The organism is Stenotrophomonas sp. 24(2023) (assembly GCF_030913365.1).
Taxonomy (GTDB): Bacteria; Pseudomonadota; Gammaproteobacteria; order Xanthomonadales; family Xanthomonadaceae; genus Stenotrophomonas.
Genome location: NZ_CP133160.1, coordinates 2,062,329 through 2,081,687 on the forward strand (window position 1 = coordinate 2,062,329; position 19,359 = coordinate 2,081,687).

Annotated in this window: 17 protein-coding genes and 1 riboswitch; of the genes, 5 read left to right on the forward strand and 12 right to left on the reverse strand. The window is 69.7% G+C overall.

Features of this window, described 5'->3' with window-relative positions:
* Positions 1 to 13: 13 nt before the first annotated feature.
* Positions 14 to 592, reverse strand: coding sequence for a cytochrome b (locus tag Q9R17_RS09065; RefSeq protein WP_308158082.1), 579 nt, complete (start codon positions 590 to 592; stop codon positions 14 to 16).
* Positions 589 to 1,686: a catalase family peroxidase gene (locus Q9R17_RS09070; protein ID WP_308158083.1), complete on the reverse strand. Its 1,098-nt coding sequence runs from the start codon at positions 1,684 to 1,686 to the stop codon at positions 589 to 591. Before Q9R17_RS09070 ends, Q9R17_RS09065 begins: the two co-directional genes overlap by 4 nt.
* A 135-nt stretch (positions 1,687 to 1,821) precedes the next feature.
* Between Q9R17_RS09070 and Q9R17_RS09075 the strand changes: the two genes are divergently transcribed.
* Entirely contained in the window at positions 1,822 to 2,337 is a 516-nt protein-coding gene (locus Q9R17_RS09075) for a sigma-70 family RNA polymerase sigma factor (RefSeq protein WP_308158084.1), read from the forward strand.
* Positions 2,334 to 3,083, forward strand: coding sequence for an anti-sigma factor (locus Q9R17_RS09080; RefSeq protein WP_308158085.1), 750 nt, complete (start codon positions 2,334 to 2,336; stop codon positions 3,081 to 3,083). The genes Q9R17_RS09075 and Q9R17_RS09080 overlap by 4 nt, the downstream gene beginning before the upstream one ends.
* Before the next feature lie 8 nt (positions 3,084 to 3,091).
* Here the strand turns inward: Q9R17_RS09080 and pnuC are convergent, their stop codons facing one another.
* The 5 genes from pnuC to Q9R17_RS09105 all read right to left on the reverse strand — a co-directional run bounded on the left by pnuC (position 3,092) and on the right by Q9R17_RS09105 (position 8,809).
* On the reverse strand, positions 3,092 to 3,691 hold the full coding sequence (pnuC, locus tag Q9R17_RS09085; RefSeq protein WP_308158086.1) for a nicotinamide riboside transporter PnuC: 600 nt from the start codon (positions 3,689 to 3,691) through the stop codon (positions 3,092 to 3,094).
* Positions 3,688 to 5,856: a TonB-dependent siderophore receptor gene (locus Q9R17_RS09090; protein WP_308158087.1), complete on the reverse strand. Its 2,169-nt coding sequence runs from the start codon at positions 5,854 to 5,856 to the stop codon at positions 3,688 to 3,690. The genes pnuC and Q9R17_RS09090 overlap by 4 nt, the downstream gene beginning before the upstream one ends.
* A 77-nt stretch (positions 5,857 to 5,933) precedes the next feature.
* Positions 5,934 to 6,029, reverse strand: a riboswitch (TPP riboswitch).
* A 130-nt stretch (positions 6,030 to 6,159) separates the two neighbouring features.
* Positions 6,160 to 7,296 (reverse strand): phosphotransferase, encoded by a 1,137-nt coding sequence (locus tag Q9R17_RS09095; RefSeq protein ID WP_308158088.1) that lies wholly within the window; start codon positions 7,294 to 7,296, stop codon positions 6,160 to 6,162.
* A gap of 79 nt (positions 7,297 to 7,375) precedes the next feature.
* A complete protein-coding gene (locus tag Q9R17_RS09100; protein WP_308158089.1) occupies positions 7,376 to 8,092 on the reverse strand; it encodes an SDR family oxidoreductase in 717 nt (238 codons plus the stop codon).
* Between the two features lie 78 nt (positions 8,093 to 8,170).
* Positions 8,171 to 8,809: a cation transporter gene (locus tag Q9R17_RS09105; protein WP_308158090.1), complete on the reverse strand. Its 639-nt coding sequence runs from the start codon at positions 8,807 to 8,809 to the stop codon at positions 8,171 to 8,173.
* Positions 8,810 to 8,888: 79 nt separating this feature from the next.
* Between Q9R17_RS09105 and Q9R17_RS09110 the strand changes: the two genes are divergently transcribed.
* A complete protein-coding gene (locus Q9R17_RS09110) occupies positions 8,889 to 9,299 on the forward strand; it encodes a helix-turn-helix domain-containing protein (RefSeq protein ID WP_308158091.1) in 411 nt (136 codons plus the stop codon).
* A 52-nt stretch (positions 9,300 to 9,351) separates the two neighbouring features.
* Here the strand turns inward: Q9R17_RS09110 and Q9R17_RS09115 are convergent, their stop codons facing one another.
* On the reverse strand, positions 9,352 to 11,490 hold the full coding sequence (locus tag Q9R17_RS09115; protein WP_308158092.1) for a methyl-accepting chemotaxis protein: 2,139 nt from the start codon (positions 11,488 to 11,490) through the stop codon (positions 9,352 to 9,354).
* Positions 11,491 to 11,556: 66 nt separating this feature from the next.
* Positions 11,557 to 12,039, reverse strand: coding sequence for a transposase (locus Q9R17_RS09120; RefSeq protein ID WP_308158093.1), 483 nt, complete (start codon positions 12,037 to 12,039; stop codon positions 11,557 to 11,559).
* 228 nt (positions 12,040 to 12,267) lie between these two features.
* On the opposite strand from Q9R17_RS09120, the gene treA reads away from it, so the two are divergent.
* Entirely contained in the window at positions 12,268 to 13,875 is a 1,608-nt protein-coding gene (treA, locus tag Q9R17_RS09125; protein ID WP_308158094.1) for an alpha,alpha-trehalase TreA, read from the forward strand.
* A 35-nt stretch (positions 13,876 to 13,910) separates the two neighbouring features.
* Here treA and Q9R17_RS09130 read toward each other — a convergent pair whose 3' ends face one another.
* Positions 13,911 to 14,549 (reverse strand): HD domain-containing protein, encoded by a 639-nt coding sequence (locus Q9R17_RS09130; protein ID WP_308158095.1) that lies wholly within the window; start codon positions 14,547 to 14,549, stop codon positions 13,911 to 13,913.
* An 83-nt stretch (positions 14,550 to 14,632) separates the two neighbouring features.
* Between Q9R17_RS09130 and Q9R17_RS09135 the strand changes: the two genes are divergently transcribed.
* Positions 14,633 to 15,631 carry a DJ-1/PfpI family protein gene (locus tag Q9R17_RS09135; RefSeq protein WP_308158096.1) on the forward strand — a complete coding sequence of 333 codons (999 nt, stop codon included), beginning with the start codon at positions 14,633 to 14,635 and terminating at the stop codon, positions 15,629 to 15,631.
* A 13-nt stretch (positions 15,632 to 15,644) separates the two neighbouring features.
* Here Q9R17_RS09135 and Q9R17_RS09140 read toward each other — a convergent pair whose 3' ends face one another.
* Positions 15,645 to 16,754, reverse strand: a complete 1,110-nt coding sequence (locus Q9R17_RS09140; protein WP_308158097.1) for a YdcF family protein — start codon at positions 16,752 to 16,754, stop codon at positions 15,645 to 15,647.
* Positions 16,754 to 19,276, reverse strand: a complete 2,523-nt coding sequence (locus Q9R17_RS09145; RefSeq protein WP_308158098.1) for a TonB-dependent receptor — start codon at positions 19,274 to 19,276, stop codon at positions 16,754 to 16,756. The genes Q9R17_RS09140 and Q9R17_RS09145 overlap by 1 nt, the downstream gene beginning before the upstream one ends.
* Between the last annotated feature and the right edge of the window lie 83 nt (positions 19,277 to 19,359).

The following is a 19,359-nucleotide window of genomic DNA, read 5'->3' on the forward strand; positions in this document are numbered from 1 at the left end:
TGTGCGCTGGGCCTCAGGGCGAAGGATCACCGGCGTCGTGGCTGTGTGCTGGCGTGCGGCCCGTGCCCAGCATGCTGCGCAGCACGCCATCGCGGCGTACCCAGTGGTGGAACAGGGCAGCGCCGAGGTGGGCCATGACCACGGCGAACAGCAGGTAGGCCAGCCAGCCGTGCGCGCTGCGCAGCCAGGCGTACAGCGCGGCATCATGCGGCGCGATGGCCGGCAGCTGCAGGCCCGCGCTGAGCACGATCGGATAGCCCCCGGCCGACAGCATGGCCCAGCCGATCAGCGGCATCGCCAGCATCAGGGCGTACAGCAGCACATGCGAGGCATGCGCGGCAGCCACCTGCCACCTGGGCAGGTCGGCGGGCAGGGCCGGTGGCCGGTGCTGCAGGCGATAGGCCAAGCGCAGGATCGCCAGCACCAGGATCGCGATGCCCAGGGGCCGGTGCAGGTCGATCAGCGCCGGCCGCGCCGCGATGGAGCTGACCATGGCCACGCCGATGAACAGCATGGCGACGATGAGCACGGCCATCAGCCAATGCAGGGCACGGGCCAGGGCGGTGAAGGTGGACGGTGTCTGGGCGTTCACGGGCGCTCCTCGCCGATGGCGTCATGGGCCTGGCCACGGGCGATTTCGCGTTCGCGGCGGTTGAAGGACTGCGAATACACCGCCGAGCGCGCTGCCAGCAGCGGATCGCCGGAGGCGGCCAGGCCCTGCGGCAGGACCAGCGGATCGAAATTGATGTCGCGGCATTCGCCGGTGGCCTGCGGGGTGGCCGATTTCAGTTCCAGCACGCCCGCCACCCGCTGTGCGCGCTCGGCCGGCCAGGCGTAGGAGGCATCGTCGATGCGGTCGCCGGGGCCGGCTTCGGTCAGCACCAGGTCCCAGCGTACCGGGCCGGCGGCCAGCCGCGCGGACAGGTCCTGCACCAGGAAGTTGGCGTCGGCCTGCTCGCGCTGCTCGGGGCTGAGCGGCACGAACGGCGCTTGCGGGCGCAGTGTCCAGCGCAGGGCATGGCGGCTGCCATCGGCGGCCGTGCCGATGAAGGTGTTGAGGCTGTTGTAGGGGGTGTTGGCCCAGCTGTTGGACCACGGTGCCGATTTGGCCCAGGCCTGGAAGGCCCTGGCCTGCGGGTGGCCGGCCAGGAACGCGGCCATCCGCGCCGGGTCCGGCTTGCCGGTGGCGGGGTCGGGCGTGGCTGCTTCGGCCTGCGCCTTGAAATCCTCCGGCGTGGCGACGGCGAAGAAGGGCGAGCTGTTCATCGCCGTGCGCCACTGCTGGCCATCGTCGGTGCGCAGCAGCAGGGCCAGGCTGCGCACGCGGGCCTTGGCATCGGCGGCGTGCGGGTCGGTACCGGGGTAGGACAGGCGGCCCAGCACGGGCACGCTGCGCTGGGTGAACACCCGCGCCGAGGACCAGGCCGCGCCGTCACCGCTGGCGGTGAACGTGCCCAGCACGCAGGTGCCCTTGCTGTGCGAGCGGCGGAAGCCGGGCTGGGGCGGGCTGCTGCGCTCGATGGCACCGATCAGGGTGGGGGCATCGAGCGTGCGCGAAGGCAGGTGGCCGCCGCTCCAGGCGAAGGCCAGGGTGACGGCGCCGACGATCGCGCCGATGCCGGCCAGGGGCAGCAGGGGGCGAAGGCGCAGCAGGGGGGAAGGGCGGCGTGGCGGTGGCTGGGACATTCCGGGCTCCGGGCGGGGGATCTAGGGGTAGGACGCGCGGGGGCGCTGTCTATTCCCGGGCCGGATGCGGGGGAATAATGGCCGCCCGTGGTCGTCCTACCCATGGACCCCTTGCCCTGCCCCCGGAATGCCGTGATGGACGAACTTGACGACCAACGCCTGCGCGAGCTGCTGCCCGCCCTGCGCCGCTTCGCGCGTTCGCTGTGCCACGACGCCAGCGGCGCCGACGATCTGGTGCAGGCCACGCTGGAGCGTGCGTTGACGCGCTGGCGCAGCCGCCGTGACGAAGAGGCGCTCAAGCCCTGGCTGTTCCAGATCCTGTACCGCCAGTTCATCGACGAGCAGCGCCGCAGCACGCGCTGGCAGCGCCTGGTGCAGCTGTTCGGTGCCCCGGCACGCGATGCCGAACCGTCGGCCGAGCGCGTGCATGATGGCCGCGCCTCGCTGGCCCGGTTCAACCAGCTGCCGGCTGAGCAGCGCGCCCTGCTGATGCTGGTGGCGGTGGAGGGCCTGAGCTACCGCGAGGCCGCCGACGCGCTCGGCGTTCCGATCGGAACGGTCATGTCACGCCTGTCGCGCGCCCGCGACCGCCTGCGGCAGCTGGACGAAGGCCCGTCGCGCACCCCCACGCCCCTGAGGAGAGTCCCATGAACATCACCCCTCCCACTGACGAGGAACTGCATGCCCACGTGGATGGCCGCCTGGACCCGGCGCGCCAGGCCGAGGTGCTGGCGTGGCTGCAGGCCCATCCCGAGCAGCAGGCCCGCATCGATGACTGGGTGAGCGATGTGCGCGGCCTGCGCGCGGCGTGGGCGGGCACCGAGGCGAGTGCTTCGCTGCCCGCCGCCTTCGACCTGGCGGCCACGCGCCGCCGTGTCGTCGCCCGGCGCCGGCAGCGGCTGGGCATGGTGGCGGCCTGCGCGCTGACCCTGTGCGTGGGCACCGGCCTGGGCTGGCAGCTGCGCGCGGGCAGCGAGGCCGACCACCTGCCGATGGCCGATGCGGTGTCGGCCTATCGCCTGTTCGCTGCCGGCGGCGTGCCGCTGGAGTTCAATGCCGGGGGCCGCCAGCAGCTGGACGACTGGCTGCGGGACCATTTCGGCTCGGCCGCCGATGTGCCGGACCTGTCCGCGCAGGGCTACCGCCTGCAGGGCGGCCGCCTGCTGTCCACGGCGGAAGGTGCGGCGGCGATGCTGGTCTACGAGGCCGAAGATGGCGGGCGCATCGGCCTGTACGTGCGCCCGCGCACCACCCGCGCGCTGCCGGTGGGCGAGCGCCGCGACGGCCGCCTGCTGGCGCAGTACTGGTCACGCGATGGCGTGGCCTTCGCGCTGGTCGGACCGGCCGAGAGCATGCGCACGCAGCCATTGGCACCGTTGCTGCGCGGCGCCGGCTAGGGCGCGGCTCAGGCGATTGGCGAGGACTGCTGCGCTACCGGTGGTGGCGCCTGCCGCGCAGCCGTCCATGCGCGCAGGCCCATCACTGCCAGGCCGATGAAGAACAGGTACAGCGCGGCGGTGACGTGCAGGGATTTCACCAGGTAGGTGCCCACGTACACCGCATCCACCAGGATCCACACCCACCAGGCCGCGACATGGCGGCGGGCCTGCCACCACTGCGCCATCAGGCTCAGTGCGGCCAGCATCGCATCCAGCCAGGGCAGCGCGGCATCGGTAAGGAAGTGCATCACCGCCCCCAGTGCCACGCCGCCGGTCACCGCCACGGCCACATCGCGCAGCAGGTGATGGCGTGCCAGTGGCACGATGCGGATCTGGCCGTCCTGCTGCGCATGGCGTCGCCAGTTCATCCAGCCATAGGCCAGGAACGCGGCGAACGCCACCTGCAGCAGCGTGTCCGAATACAGGCGTGCTTCGGCGAACACCAGCCCGTACAGCGCGACCGACACCAGGCCCACCGGCCAGGCCAGCAGCAGCCGGCGTGCCATCAGCCACACGCCGGCGACGCTGAAGATCGCCGCGGTCCACTCGAGCACGGCGCTGCTCATAGCGCGAAGGTCACCGACAGGCGCGCCTGCCGCGGCGCACCGGGGAACAGGTAGTAGTCACCGGAGCTGCTGCCGGTATCGCGCCAGTAGAAGCGGTTGAACACGTTGTCCACCGACAGGTTCCAGGTGACCGGCTGGCCGCGCAGCTGCTGCTGCAGGCGCAGACCCAGGTCGACCACGTGGTAGGCCGGCGCACGCACGCGGCCATCGGCGGTGGCCACATTGGCCGCGGCATAGCGCCAGCCACCGGTGACGGCCAGGGTCGGCACGAACGGCAGCTGGTAATCCAGGTGTACCGAGGCACGGGCCTTGGGCACGTTGATCAGCTGGTGCCCTTCGTAGGTGGGCGTGCCGGTGTCATGCACGCGCGCCTGCAGCACGCTGGCGCTGGCATTGAGGTGCAGGCGCTCGGTCAGCTGGCCGTTGGCGCTCAGTTCCAGCCCGGTGTGGGTCTGCTGGCCGGCCTCGACGAAGCTGTAGCCGGCGGCGCTGCCATCGGGCATGGCGTACTGGTAGGGCTGGCGGATGCGGAACAGCGCCGCGCCCAGGTCCAGTGCATCGGTGGCGGCGAACTTCACGCCTGCTTCGAGCTGGCGCGACTCCACCGCCGGCAGGAAATCGCCGGCATTGCTGGTCCAGAACGGGGCTTCCTGGCCGAGCGCGATGCCCCGTACGTAGCTGGCGTAGGCACTGAGCGCGCCGGTGGCCTTCCACACCAGGGCGGTCTGCGGCAGGAAGCGCGACAGGCGGTCACGGCGTTCCAGTGCACCGCGCTTGTCGTAGGCCCGCTCGTCCAGGCGCACGAAACGGCCACCGGCCAGCCACTGCCAGTCATCACCGATGCTGATGCGGTCCAGCACGAAGGCGGCCCTCTGGCGGCTGTCCAGGCGCCGCACCGCATCGCCCGGCTGCAGCGGCGAAGGCGCGAACACCGGAATGTCGGCATCGTGGATGTTGGCGGTACCGACGTACTCGTTGACGTTGCGGCGCTTGTCCACGGTGCGCTGGAAGCTGTCCAGGCCCAGGGTCAGCTGGTGGCCGATGCGGCCGGTGCTGAAGTGGCCACGGAGTTCGGCGCGCGCTTCCAGATTGCGGCGGGTGTCGTCCGGGCTGCGGTAGTCGTAGATGTCGTAGTCGCCGTTGGGGGCGAAGTAATTGCCCGGCACGCTGCCATCGGCGCACTGCGCGGCGTAGAAGCAGCCATAGGCGAAGGCCACGTTGTCATCGATGACCGAACGGCTGTGGCCGACGGCCACGCGCGACTGCCAGTCCGCGTTGAAATCGTAGGTATGGGCGGCGGTGATGTTGCTGCTGGCGATGCTGACCGGTGCCTGCCAGGGCTGGTGGCCGAGCATCAGCGAGCGGTCCACGCCGTGCGGCAGGGCCACCCCGCCCAGCAGCTGGTAGCCGGATACCGAGCGCTGCGCGCTGGTCTGGTAGTTGGCATCCACTTCCAGCTTGCCGTGCTCGCTGATCAGCCAGTCGGCCGCCAGCGAGTAGAAATTGCGGCGGCCATCGGCGTGATCGACGTAGGCGTGGGTGTCTTCCCAGGCGGCATTCAGGCGCAGGCCGAAGCGCGGGGTCAGCCAATGGCCGACGTCCACGGCGGTGTAGCGCGAGCCTTCCGAGTCGGTGCCCAGGGTGACGGTGCGGACCTCGGCCGGGCGCTTGCCCACGTAGTTGATGATGCCGCCCGGGGCCATCACGCCGGCGGCCAGGCCGGCTTCGCCCTTGAGGATCTCCACCTGCTGGAGGTTTTCCAGCGCCAGGCGCTGCTCGCCGGCCATGGACAGGCCGTTGAAGCGGTAGCCGGTGGCGGTATCCAGCGCGAAGCCACGGATGGCGATGTTCTGGTAGTAGCCCACCGGCGCGTAGCTGTCGCCCAGCGATGCATCGCTGCGGGCCAGCTCGGACAGCGTGCGCACCTGCAGCGTGTCCAGCTGCGCGCGGTCGAGCACGTTCACCGATGCCGGCGTGTTCTTCCAGTCGCCGCCGCCGAAGCTGCCGGACTGCGCCGCACGGTTGCCGTCCTGCCGGGCCTGCACGCGCACGGCCGCCAGATCGGTCGGCGAGCGTTCGCCGGCATCGGCGGGGGCATCGGCATGGGCGGGCAGGGCCACGCACAGGGCCAGGGTAAGCAGGGAGGGACGCAGGCAGCGGTTCATTCGGTTCGTCATCAGGCAGAAGGAGACGAAGCGACGGCGCGAACGTGCACCGGCCCGGCGTGGCCGGGGTGGCGGTGTGCCCACTGCTCAAAGCTCCCTACGCCGGTGCAAACCGGATCAGGTTCCAAGGGACTCTCTCAGCCTGGCAGACCCAGGCACCCCCGCTTCGGTGACCATTTCACTACAAATGGTACGGATTTGCGAGCCGCACCCCGGCGGCCGGCGGCCTGTAGATCCACACCCTGCGCGGATGAACGCCCATCCCGTAGATCCACGCCATGCGTGGATGCTCCTCTGAAGCGTTCAGCCAGCCCCGCGCAGCGCGGCCAGCAGCCGCTGCCCGATCTCCCCCGCGAACCACTGCGCATGGCCCAGCAGGAAGGTGTGGTAGGCCACGTCGGCATTGGCGGTCGAGCCGGTGACGCCCTCGAAGTACTCCACTTCGGACAGTGCGAAGTCGAAATGGACCACCGGCAACAGGTCGGCCAGTAGGGCCACGCGTTCCGGCGCCAGCGGCAGCACCTGCTGGTAGCCCTCGACCAGTGCCAGCGCAATGTCCGTGCGCACGGCCTGATCGCCACGCTCCAGTTCCAGCCAGGCAATGGCGTTGCGCTCGATGGCCGTGGCCAGGTCGAACAGCGCGCTGGTGGGCGAGGCCAGGCCGAAATCAAACACCGTCTGCACCTGGGGCACTGCGCCGTCCTGTCGCCACAGCAGGTTGGAGACGTGCCAGTCGTTGTGCGCCCACAGCGTGGGTTCGGCCTGCAGGCGTGTACCCAGTGCGGCATGCCAGGGCAGCACCGTGCGCTGCAGCTGCTGCTGCCAGGGCTGGCGCGCCAGATAGCGGGCCAGGCCGGGGCGCGCGGGCAGGCTGGCGGCGAGCAGGGCCAGCGGGTCGGCGCTGCGGATCAGCGCATCACGCGCCACCAGGATGTGCGTCGTGCGCTGTGGCGCGTCGTAGCCCGCAGCGGCCTGGTGTAGCCGGGCCAGCATGCGGCCGGCTTCGCGTGCCTGCGCCACGTCGCCCACCAGCGTCCACGAATGGGCATCGCGGTAGACGTCGTGGCCTTCGCCCAGCGCATGCAGTTCGTAGGTCCATTCGCCGTGGGCCACGGCGCTGGCGCCATGCGCGTCGTGCAGCACCCGCACCACTGGCAGGCCCTGTGCGCCGAGGTGGGCGATGAAGCGATGCTCTTCGCCCAGCGTCTGCACGCTGCGCACCCGCTGGTGGTGGCGCTTGATGAAGACACGGCCCGCCGCCGCTTCGACGATGGCAGCGGCCGACAGCGGGCGCGGGCTGTGCCAGAGCAGCCGGCAGTTACCGGCCAGCTGGGGGTAGTCCGCCTGCAGCCCGGCCAGTTCCGCAGCGGTGATCGGTGGCCAGTCAGCGGCCACCGAATCGTTGTTCAGGCCCTGCACGCGGTGGGAGGAAACGGACATGGGGCGGTGCGCAGCGGCATGGCGGCAGGTGGAAGGGCGACCATGGTACCGCCCGGGCCATGGCACTGCCGTGCCGGGCTCAGAAATGCGGATCGGCAATGGCGGGCATCACCAGTTCACGCACGAAGCTGGCATCGGACAGCGACAGCAGGCTGCGCAGCACCGCCACCACGTCGTGCACGGGTACCCGCGTGCCGGCGCCGCGCGCGGCGGCCACCTCACGTGGCACCTGCAGGCCATCGTCGGTATTGAGATAGCCCAGGTGCAGCGTGGTGACCGCCAGGCGCTGTGCGCGGAACTGTTCGCGCAGCGCATCGGCGATGCCGTCCAGGGCGGCCTTGGTGGCACCGAAGGCCACCTCCGGACGACCACTGCGGCGCAGCGCCGAGGTCGAGCCGGTGAGGACCAGGCGCGGCTGGCGGCTGCGCAGCAGCCGCGGCAGCAACCGGCGCAGCAGCAGGAGCAGTGCGGTGAGGTTGGTGTCCACCAGGCGCGCCAGTTCCTCGTCCGGGCTGGCCAGGAAGTCGTACGCATCGCTGAAGGCCTGCGCTTCCCAGATGCCGAGGTTGCAGACCAGCACGTCCAGCACCGGCGGTGCCTGTGCATCGATCCGCGCGGCGGCGGCCTGTGGCTGTGACAGGTCGGCCTCGATCCAGTGCACCGTCGTGCCACGGGCGGCGGTGAGGTGCGCCGGGCGGGTGCGCGACACGCCGGTCAGGGTGTCGCCGGGCTTGCACAGGCCTTCGCCAAGCGCGCGGCCAAGCCCGCGGCTGGCGCCGATGATCATGATGTCCATGCAATGCTGCTCCGTTCACGGGAAAAGCCGGTGGTCGCCCACTGGCCGTCCTGTTTACGGCCTCAACCATTGTTGAGGTCAAGCGCGCGGCTGCGCGGCGGCCCGCCGCCAGGCCGGCCACGCTTCGCCGATCACCCGCACGGCCGAGGCCAGGAACAGCAGCGCGATGATCGCCCCGACCACGATGTCCGGCCAGCCGCGCCCGCTCAGGGCCACCCCGGCCCCGGCCAGCAGCACGCCGAGGTTGGCCAGCACATCGTTGCGCGAGCATTCGAAGGTGCTCTTCATGTTGAGGTTCAGTGCGCGGAAGCGCCACAGCAGGGCCAGGCAGGCCAGGTTGGCCACCAGCGCGATGCCGCCGAACAGCAGCATCAGCCCGCTCGCCGGCGGCACCCCGTTGACCACGCGATACGCCACTTCCACCGCGATGAAGACGAAGAAGGCCAGGATCATCAGGCCCTTGGCCAGCGCGGCGCCGGCCTCCCAGCGTGCGCCGCGGTTCACCGCCCACAGGCTCAGGCCGTAGACGATGGCATCGCCCAGCATGTCCACCGCGTCGGCCTGCAGGGCGCTGGAGCGGGCCACCAGCCCGGCGCCGAACTCGATGAAGAACATCGCCAGGTTGATGACCAGCACGGCGACCAGCACGCGCCGCTGCGCCCCGTGCAGGGCCAGCGCTTCCAGTTCCGAACGTTTGTGGCTGCAGCAGTGGTCCATGGCACATCCGGGGCCGGCCCGGCCTTGAAAGGGGGAACAGGCGCCTTTATCAACCTTGTAGCCCCTACAAGGTCAAGCCATGTCCACCTCCTTCAGCATCGGCCAGCTGGCCCGGCAGACCGGCACCAAGGCCGAAACCATCCGCTACTACGAAAAGATCGGCCTGCTGCGGGCACCGCTGCGTTCGCAGGGCAATTACCGCTGCTACGACGTGGGTGACCAGCGCCGCCTGGCATTCGTGCGCCGCGCGCGCGAACTGGGGTTCTCCATCGAACAGGTGCGTGAACTGATCGCCTTCAGCGAACAGCGCGAACACGCCTGCCGCGAGGTGGACGAGGTGGTGCGCCTGCACATCGCCGACATCAGCCGCCGCATCCGTGATCTGCAGGCATTGCAGGAGGAACTGCAGCGGATGATCGGTAACTGCCCCGGCGGCCGCATGGCCGATTGCCGGGTGCTGGACGCGTTGCAGCCGACGGCGTCCCGCTGACACCCCGCCACCGGGCGCCCTGCCCAGGTCCCGGTGGCGGGGCGGCGGTTGCTCAGTGCACCAGGCTCAGGGCGGGGCGCACGGTGGGCGTGCCGCGCTCGGCCTCGGCGATGCGGAACACCGACACGGCCTGGGCCAGGTCACGCGCCTGCGATTCCATCGCCGAGGCGGCAGCGGAGGCTTCTTCCACCAGCGCGGCATTCTGCTGGGTGGTTTCATCCATCTGCATCACGGTCTGGCTGACCTGCTCGATGCCGGCGGCCTGCTCGGAGGAGGCCGCGGAAATCTCGGCCATGATGCCGGTCACGCGCTGCACCGATTCCACCAGTTCCTCCATGGTGCGACCGGCCTGCTGTGCCAGTGCCGAACCGGTTTCGACCTTGCTGGTGGAATCGTTGATGAGGTCCTTGATCTCCTTGGCGGCCGTGGCGCTGCGCTGGGCCAGCGCACGCACTTCGGCGGCGACCACGGCAAAGCCGCGGCCCTGTTCGCCGGCACGCGCGGCCTCGACGGCGGCGTTGAGCGCCAGGATGTTGGTCTGGAACGCGATGCCGTCGATGACCGAGATGATGTCGGCGATGCGGTGTGATGCGCCCTGGATCTGCGCCATCGTCGCCACCACCTGGCCGACGACCTGGCCGCCCTCGCCCGCGACCGCTGCCGCGCCGATCGACAGCTGGTTGGCCTGCCGCGCGTGGTCGGCATTGTGGCGCACGGTGGAGGTCAGCTCCTCGATCGAGGCGGCGGTTTCCTCCAGGTTCGCGGCCTGCTGCTCGGTACGCCGCGACAGGTCGTTGTTGCCGGTGGCGATCTCGCTGGCGGCGGCATTGATGGCCAGGCTGGAGTGCTGGATGCGCGAGACGATACGGGTCAGCTGGGCGACGGTGCTGTTGGCATCGTCGCGCATGGTGGCGAACACGCCGTGGAACTCGCCGTCCATGCGCACGGTCAGGTCACCGGCAGCGATGGCCTGCAGCGTGGTGGACAGGGTGGCCAGGTTGTCGTCGGCGGTCGCCATGAGCTGGTTCAGGCGCGCGACCATGGTGCCGAATGCATGCTGGAAGGCAGTGGCGTCGCCCCGCTGCGAGAAATCACCCTGTGCGGCGGCACCGGCCAGGCGGCTGATTTCCTGGTTGACCGCCCCGAGGTTGCGCTTGACCGTGGCCATGGATTCGGTGATGACCGCTTTTTCTTCCGGCAGCACGTCCATGTCATCGGACAGGTCACCGATCGCATAGCGGCCCATCAGCGCCGACACGCGGGCGAGCAGCTGCAGGTGGGAATCCACCAGCGCATTGGTGTCGCGCACCATCTGCCCGAATGCGCCGGGGAAGGCCGCTTCATCCATGCGATGGCTGATGCGGCCGGCGTCGTGCTCGCGGTGCATGGCCGACTGCGCGCGCAGCACCGCATGCAGCTGTTCCTGCATGTGGCGCATGCTGGTCAGCAGGCGGCCGGTTTCATCGCCGGGCTGTGGTGGAATGCTGTTGTCCAGGCGGCCCTGGGCGATCGCATCGGCCACGGCGGTGGCGCGGCCCAGCGGCCCGGTCAGGCTGCGGGTTATCAGCCAGGCCAGCAGCAGGCCGGCGATGGCCGCCAGCGCACCGAAGGCGAGCAGCACGCGGTTGGCCAGGCTGACCGCCGCATCGATGCCTTCGCTGGAAATGGCGGTGTTGGAGCGCTGCAGGTCGATGCCGGCCTGGATGGCGGCGCCGCGTGCGGCGAAGAACGGGCCGGCTTCGCCATGCAGCAGGGCCGTGGCCTGCGCGATGTCGCCATCGTGGACCAGCGCGCGGATGCGCGAGTTGGCGGCATGCGCAGCCGCATCGGTGCCGGCGATCGCCTTCATCACCACCTCGCCACGGGCATCGAAGCGCAGGCTGGCCAGTTCATCGCGCACCTGCTGGTAGTCCTTGCGCAGTCCTGCAGCCTTTTCCAGCAACCCATCGCGCTGTTCCGGTGCGGCCAGCAGCAGGTCGCGGGTGGTCTGCTCGGTCTGCAGGTTGAGACTGCGCAGCTGCCAGAACAGCTGGGTCTTGTGGTTCTGCAGCTGGGTGATGTCCTGCACGTGCCGGTTGACCACGTGCAGCTGGTAGAGCGAAAGCGCGGACGACAGGGCCAGCATCAGCAGCAGCAGGCCGAAGCCCAGGGCCAGGCGCGTGCCGACCTTGGTGGACGTGAGGAAGTTCATGCAGCTCCTTGCTGGCGGGTGTCGATGATCCCCGGGGTTAACGTCTGCGGCAGCGGCGCCTTGAACTCATCCCTGTCTCGAAATAAACCGCTGCAGGGCGCTGACCAGTGCGATGGACGTATCCCCCTTGCCGGCCACCACGGAGCGCGCGCGCTCATCGCGCACCCCCTTGCGCGGGCGCCCGCGCGGCGCCCCACTGACCGGGCGCCAACGTACCGCGCCATTGCTGCTGTGGGGTTCGCACTGCCAGTGCACGCCACGCAGTTCGGGGTGCTCGGCCAGGCCCTGGGCCCAGATCGCGTCGAACAAGCCGTCCTTCTCCCAGCGCTTGAAGTGGCGGTGCGTGGTGCTGACGCTGCCCAGTTCGCTGGGCAGTGCCTGCCAGGCGCAGCGCGTGCGCAGCACATGCAGCACCGCATCGAACACTGCACGTTGGTTGCGCGATTTGCGCCCGCCCCCCTGGCGGCGGACATAGGGCTTGTCCTGTGTTCTCAAGGGCGGCGGAATCAGTACTTCAATCCGTCTCCATAGCTCGTCGCTGATGCCCATACGTGTTCAATTCGTCTCCTCCCCGGTCGCCCGGAACGGCAGAGTATGCAAGACGTGAACGCGTTGCGATAACAGGCAAGTCGTTGTTTTGAGATAATTTTTCCTGCACATTCTGCACTGTTCGCGCACGCTGCGGCAGGTTCGGCGTGGCCCGGTGCAGCGCGCTTGCAGCCCTTCTGCACGCAGGGGCGTCTATGGTGTGGCCAGCGCACCCACGAGAGCCACCCGATGCATCCGACCCGGTTGTTGACCTGCCTGCTGCTGGCCACCGCGACTGCGGCGGCGGAGGTTCCCGCACCACCGGACCAGCAGTTGCAGCCCCTGTTCCAGCAGGTGCAGGGCGCGCATCTGTTCAAGGACCAGAAGACCTTCGCCGATGCCGTGCCCAACGCGGCGCCGGCATCGGTGCTGCAGGCCTGGCAGCAGGCGCAGGCCGGCGCGGGCGAGGCCCTGCCGCAGTTCGTCGCCACGCACTTCACACTGCCGGCCGCGACGGTCGCCTACGTGCCGCCGGCCGGGCAGACACTGCGCGCGCACATCGATGGCCTGTGGCCGGTGCTGACCCGGCACAGCGAGGATGTTCCCGCGCACGGCTCGCTGCTGCCGCTGCCACACCCCTACGTGGTGCCGGGCGGGCGCTTCCGCGAGGTGTATTACTGGGACAGCTATTTCACCCTGCTCGGCCTGGCCTCCAGTGGCCGCTGGCAGCAGGTGCGCGACATGGTCGACAACTTCGCCTGGCAGCTGGACGCCTACGGACACATCCCCAACGGCAACCGCAGCTACTACCTCAGCCGTTCGCAGCCGCCGTTCTTCAGCCTGATGGTGGACCTGCTGGCGACCCACGAAGGCGATGCCGCCTACCGCCGCTACCTGCCACCGCTGCAGACCGAGCATGCGTTCTGGATGCGCGGTGCGCAGGGGCTGGCGCCGGGTGCCGCCAGCGAGCGTGTGGTGCGGCTGGCCGATGGCAGTCTGCTCAACCGCTACTGGGACGCGCGCGCGGTACCGCGCACCGAATCGTGGACCGATGACCTGGCCACTGCCGCGCAGGCACCGCAACGTGCACCCGCGCAGGTCTATCGCGATCTGCGCGCCGGTGCCGAATCGGGCTGGGATTTCAGTTCGCGCTGGCTGGCCGATCCATCTGCACTGTCGAGCATCCACACCACCGCGATCGTGCCGGTGGATCTGAACAGCCTGCTGTACCACCTGGAAACCACCCTGGCGCGTGCCAGCCGCGCCGATGGCCAGACGGCGCAGGCCCGTCGCTTCGATGCGCTGGCACAGGCGCGCCGGCAGGCGATCAACCGCGTGCTGTGGGACAGCCACAACGGCTGGTACGGCGATCTGGACCGCGACAGCGGCCAGCTGCGGCCAGCACTGACCGCGGCGGCGCTGTATCCGCTGTGGTTGCAGGTGGCCCGCCGCCCGCAGGCGCGCGCCACGGCCGGTGCGGTGCGGGCACAGCTGCTGCGCTCTGGTGGCCTGCTGACCACCACGGTCAACACCGGCCAGCAGTGGGATGCGCCCAATGGCTGGGCACCGCTGCAGTGGATTGCCGTGGAGGGGCTGCAGCGCTACGGCCAGCAGGGCCTGGCGCGGCAGATCGGCGTGCGTTTCCTGCGCACGGTGCAGGCGGTGTACGACCGCGACGGCAAGCTGGTGGAGAAGTACGTCGTGGACGGATCGGCCACGGGCGGGGGCGGGGGTGAGTACCCGCTGCAGGACGGCTTCGGCTGGAGCAATGGCGTCACCCTGGCCCTGCTGGATCGGCTGTGCCCGCCGGCACGCACCTGTGACAGTGCCGGCGATGTCGGCGACGCATCCCGGTAGCGCCAAGGCCGGGCCGTGGCGCTGCCGGGCAGCGCCTATGCCCAGGCGGAACCGCGGATCACGCTGCAGAAGTTGCCACGGTGGAAGTGCGGGTCCTTGTCGGCCAGCACATCGGCCTTGACGTTGCCGAAGGTGGTGTGGGGCTTGTGGCAGATGCCATCGTGGAAGGCCTGGAGGATCTGCTCCTTGAAATCCGGGCCGCGCGGGTGCAGCGAGACGATCGCCTCGCGCTGCGCCGCCGGGTACTCGGCATGGGTCAGGCCCAGCACGTCCATTTCCACGCCGGCGGTCACCAGTGCCACCACCGGGTGCATGTGCTCGGGAATGCCCGGCGTGGTGTGCAGGGCGATCGCGTTCCAGACCAGGGTGATGTCGGCTTCATCGATGCCACGCGCACGCAGGAAGTCCCGCGCGACGTTGGCGCCGTCCACTTCGAAGCGCTGGTCGGGTGAGCGGTGGGCCGGCACCAGGCCCATGTCATGGAACATCGCGCCGGCATACAGCAGTTCGCGGTCGAAGTTCAGCTGCCGGCGCTGGCCGGCCAGCGCGCCGAACCAGTACACGCGGCTGGAGTGATGGAACAGCAGGGGCGAGGCGGTATCGCGGACCAGTTCGGTGATCTGCCGGGCCAGGGCGCTGTCGGGGACGCTGACGTTGTCGAAGGCGAGGGACATGGGGGCACTCCGGTGAGGGGAGCCCCATGCTGGGCCCGGAGGGGCATGGCGGGATTCATCGTGATACGCGCTAGACTGCCAGAATGCGCACCCCCTCTCCGCCCCCACCCCGCGCAGTCCACCTGCTGGCCCTGCCGGGCTTCCAACTGCTGGATGTGGCCGGCCCGCTGGATGTGTTCGCCCAGGCCAACCGGGTCCGTGGCCGCGTGGACTACGCGTTGTCGGTGGTCGGGCCGGGCCGTGGGCCGGTGCGCAGTTCGGCCGGCGTCGAGCTGCTGGCCCAGCACAGCGTGCTCGATGCCGAGGGCGCGCCGCTGGATACCCTGCTGGTGGCCGGTGGCCCCGACCATGCGCAACGGCCGCTGGACGGCCGTACCGCGCGCTGGCTGGCGCAGCAGGCATCACGTGCGCGCCGCCATGGTGCGGTCTGTACCGGCGCGTTCGCGCTGGGTGAGGCGGGCCTGCTCGACCAGCCGTGCCGGTTGACCACGCACTGGGCCTATGCGGCGCAGCTGGCCGCGCGCCATCCGGCCGTGCAGGTGGAGGCCGATGCGATCTACGTGGCCGACCGTGGCCTGCGCACCTCGGCCGGGGTCACCGCTGGCATGGACCTGGCGCTGGCCCTGGTGGAGGAGGACCTGGGCCGTGACGTCGCGCGCACCGTGGCCGATGACCTGGTGCTGTTCTTCCGCCGCGAGGGGGGCCAACGCCAGTTCGCCCGTGGTGATGATGCCCCGCAGGCCCCCCGTGCGGCCCTGCAGGAGCTGCAGCGCTGGCTGGCCACGCGCCTGCATGAGCGGCACAGCGTGGCCAGCCTGGCCGCACAGGCGGGCATGTCCGCGCGCAGTTTCGCGCGGGTGTTCCAGGCCGAAATGGCCAGCACGCCGATGGCGTGGCTGGAGCGGCTGCGCGTGGAGCAGGCCCGCGACCTGCTGGAGGCCGGGCAGGCCCCCAAGCAGGTGGCCACCGCCGTGGCCTTCGCCAGCGTGGATACGCTGCGCCTGGCGTTCCTGCGCCGGTTCGGGGTGACACCGGCCGCCTGGCGCCGCCGCCACGCGCACAAGGCCGGCGGCGACGCCTGAGCCGCCGGCGCGCTCAGGGATCGAGCGGATCGGCCGGGTCGATACGCAGCGATGCCGCGGCCGGTACGAAGCGGATCGCATAGGGCGACACGCGCTCGCCCACCGTGCCCGGCAGATAGCCCAGCTCGCTGCGGTTGCGTTCGCTGAACTGCGCACTGGCCACCGAATCGATGTGCGCCGGGCTGCTGACCACCAGTGCCGGTTGCTGCGACGGCGCCTGCAGCGCTGCCAGCAGGCGCGAGGCATTGCGCAGGTTGGTGGTGGTGTGGCGTGCGTAGGGCTCGATCAGGATGGACGCCTCGGGAATGCCGAAGCGCTCGATCAGCGCCTGCCGCATCTGCAGGGCTTCCACGCTGCGCGTACCGCGCGGGTGCACCGCGCCACCGGACACGATCAGGTAGGGCGCATCACCGGCGAGGTAACGTTGCGCCGCCGCCTTCAGACGCAGCTTGCTGCCCGCGCTGATCGGCGTGGTCAGTTCATCCGGGCCCTGGCCGAGCACGATGATCGCGGTGTAGCGGCAGGCCTTCCAGTCCAGCCCGCGGGCACGGGCGAACGCGGCTGCGTTCGTCCCTTCGCTGATCGGTTCGAAGCGGATCGCATCCAGCCGGTCGTTGGCATCGAGCAGGCCCACGGCCAGCGCGATGCTGCGGTCCAGCGCGGTGTACGCAGCCTGCTGGTCGACATCGCTCATCTGCACGGCGGCCAGCACGTCCTGCGCCAGCCGGGGGCTGCCGGCGGTGCCCGTGGGCCCGTCGATGGCGGCATAGCGCGGTGCCTCGCCATGCCCATACACCGCCAGGATGCCGTTCAGGCCACGCAGTTCGCGGCCGATGGCCGCGCTGCGGTCCGGTGCAGCCGACGCCAGCGTGTCGATCTGCGCCGGTGTCCACGCGGCCGCCTCCAGCGTGCACGCCACCTGCTGCCCACACCGGGCCAGCTGCTGCCGGCGCTGGGCCAGCACCCCGCGTGCGGCGGCCGGCAGCGTGTCCGGCTGCAGCTGCAGCAGCGTGGGGAACAGGCGCCCGGCCAGGGCCGCACTGCTGCGGTCCTGGGCGGTGGCCTGCAGCGAAAGCGCGCTGCCCAGCAGCAGCGCGAGCATCGTTGCCACAGGTACCCGCATCACCAGCTCCGGCTGACCATCAGGCGGAAGTTGCGGCCGAACAGCGGGCGCCCGTAGATGGCTTCGGCCGACCCCTGGCCGGCCAGCGCATCGGTGCGGGTGTTGCCTTCGGTCAGGCCCTTTTCGTTGGTCAGGTTGTCGCCCACCAGCTGCGCACCCCAGTTGCCGCGCTTCCAGGACACGCCCAGGCCCAGGGTCTGGTAGGCCGGCAGCGCGGTCTGGTTGAACAGGTCGACGTAGGACTTGCCGACGAAGTCGTAACGCAGCCAGGTCTCGAATGCGTTGTCGCCCACGGTGAAGTTCACGCTCGGGCGCAGGTTGCCGTACAGCTTCGGCTCGCGCACGATCTGCTTGCCGTTGACCGCTGCCGGGTCGGCACCGGAATCATTCTGCAGGTCCTTGTACTGCGGGTCGCTGGCGGTGACCGCACCGGACACGCTGAACCAGTCGGTGGCGCGGAACATGCCATCCAGCTCGACACCCTTGGACACGGCGGTGCCGATGAACGGCACCGACTGGTCGTTGCGGCCGGTGACCGGGTTGAACGCCACGAACGAAGCATTGAGCGGATCGAACTTGGTGTAGAACGCGGTCAGGTACAGGTAGGAGCGGCCGTAGGCGGCCTTCAGGCCCAGCTCGTACTGGTCCAGCTTGGTGGTGACGATGGTTGGGTCGATGCTGCGTGCCACCGAGGAGTTGGGCACCACCTCCATGTGCGAGGCGCGTGCATAGGCACCGATCGCGCTGGTCAGGTCGTAGTTGGCGCCGATCGTCCAGTTGGTCGCCTTCGGGCTCAGTTCGTGGTTCTGCACCACGCCGGTGAAGCGGCGCGTGGTGTTGTCGGCCAGCGTGGTCGGATCGCCCAGGTTGGCCTGCGCGGTCTGCTCGGCATAGCCCTGGTAGTGGTAGCGCTCATGGCGGATGCCGGCGTCGATCTTCAGGCGGTCGGTGATCGTCCAGGTGTCGTTGGCGTACACGGCGAACATGCGTGCATCCACTTCGCCGCGGTTGAGCGTGGTGGTGTAGCGCAGGGTGCCCTTGTCGGTGACATAGCCCAGCGGATTGCCGTTGGCATCGTAGGCCACCAGGTCCAGCAGGTCCGGCTTGCCACGCACCTGCAGCAGCATGTCCTGGTAGACGTTCAGCGCGGTGCTGCCGAAGAAGGCGGTGTACACGCCCACGTTGAGGTCATGGGTGCCCATGCCCGTTTCGAACAGGCGCGTGGCGCTCAGGTCGGCCTGGCCGGAATAGAAATCCGAATCGGCCGCGCGGTACTGCGCCGACATCACCAGCCCGGAATCGGTATTGGGGTTGTATACCGACGCACCGTTGCTTCCGGCCAGTGCGTAGCCCATCCTTGCCACGCCCGGACCGAAGGCGGCGCGCGCTGCATTGAGGTAGCTGTTGGCAAAGGTGGTGCCATCGACCGGGTTGGTGGTCGAGTACAGCGCATCGAAGGTGTTGCGGCCCTTGGTGTAGCCGGACTTGAACGAGATGGTCCAGTCGCTGGCGCTGTTCTCGTACTGGAAGCCGACGTTGCCGAAACGCATGTGGCGGCCATCGGCCAGGTCGCGGTTCATGCTCTGCAGCGCACCGGCGCCGTCGAGGTACTTCAGGTTCACGCTGCGCAGCGCGGGCGAATTGAGGGTGCCGGTGAAGTAGTTGATGTACGGGTCCAGCGACACGTTCGGGTTACGCGGGTCGGCCACCGGAATCGGCAGGTAGAACGTGTTGTGGTCATCGACGAAGGTGCCGCTGACCTTGAACCAGCTGGTGTCGTCGAAGTAGTGCTTGATGTTGCCGCGGATCTGCCCGCCCTTGTCATTGGGGAAGCCGTTGTCGCGGTAGCCGTCGTGTTCGCGCAGGAAGCCGCCGACCGCGTAGAAGGTGTCCTTGCCCAGTGCGCCGGACTGGTACATCTCGCCGCGGTACAGGCCGGTGTCGCCCACCGTCACCTGCGCCTTGCCCTGGGTCTGTTCGGAGCCTTCGGCCAGGATGTTGTTGACGATCGCACCGCCGCTGCTGGCATAGATCGGCGCCGGGCCACCGCGCACCACTTCCACGCGCTGGTTCATCACGTCGATGCGGTTCATGCCATCGCCGGAGTTGAAGAAGTTGCCGTCCAGCTCGTGGTACAGCGGCAGGCCATCCTGCTGGAAGGCGATGAAGCCGCGGTCGGTGGGGATACCGCGCAGGCGGGTGATGTTCTGCACTTCGCCGCCGGTGGCTTCCACGTGGATGCCGGGCACGCTGCCGAGCAGGTCGGCATAGCTCTTCGGGGCCAGCTTCTGCACGTCCTCGCGGGTCAGCGAGTTGACCGCGTAGGAGGCATCGAAGCGGCGCTGGGTGCGTGCGGCGCCGGTGACGACCACGGTGTCCAGGGTGGCGGCATCGCTGCTGCCCTTGGCGTCCTGGCGGGACGAGGCCGGCGCGGCGGCCGGGGCTTCTGCGGCGGCGGCGGCCGCGCCATGCAGGGAGGCGAGCGCCAGGGAGATCCCCAGCACCAGGCGGTTCATGTTCATCGGGAGGGCTACCGTACGGAGGGTGGAAGGGGCTGACGGCGCACGGTAGGCCCCGTTCGTGACGGAATTGTTTACTTCTGCGG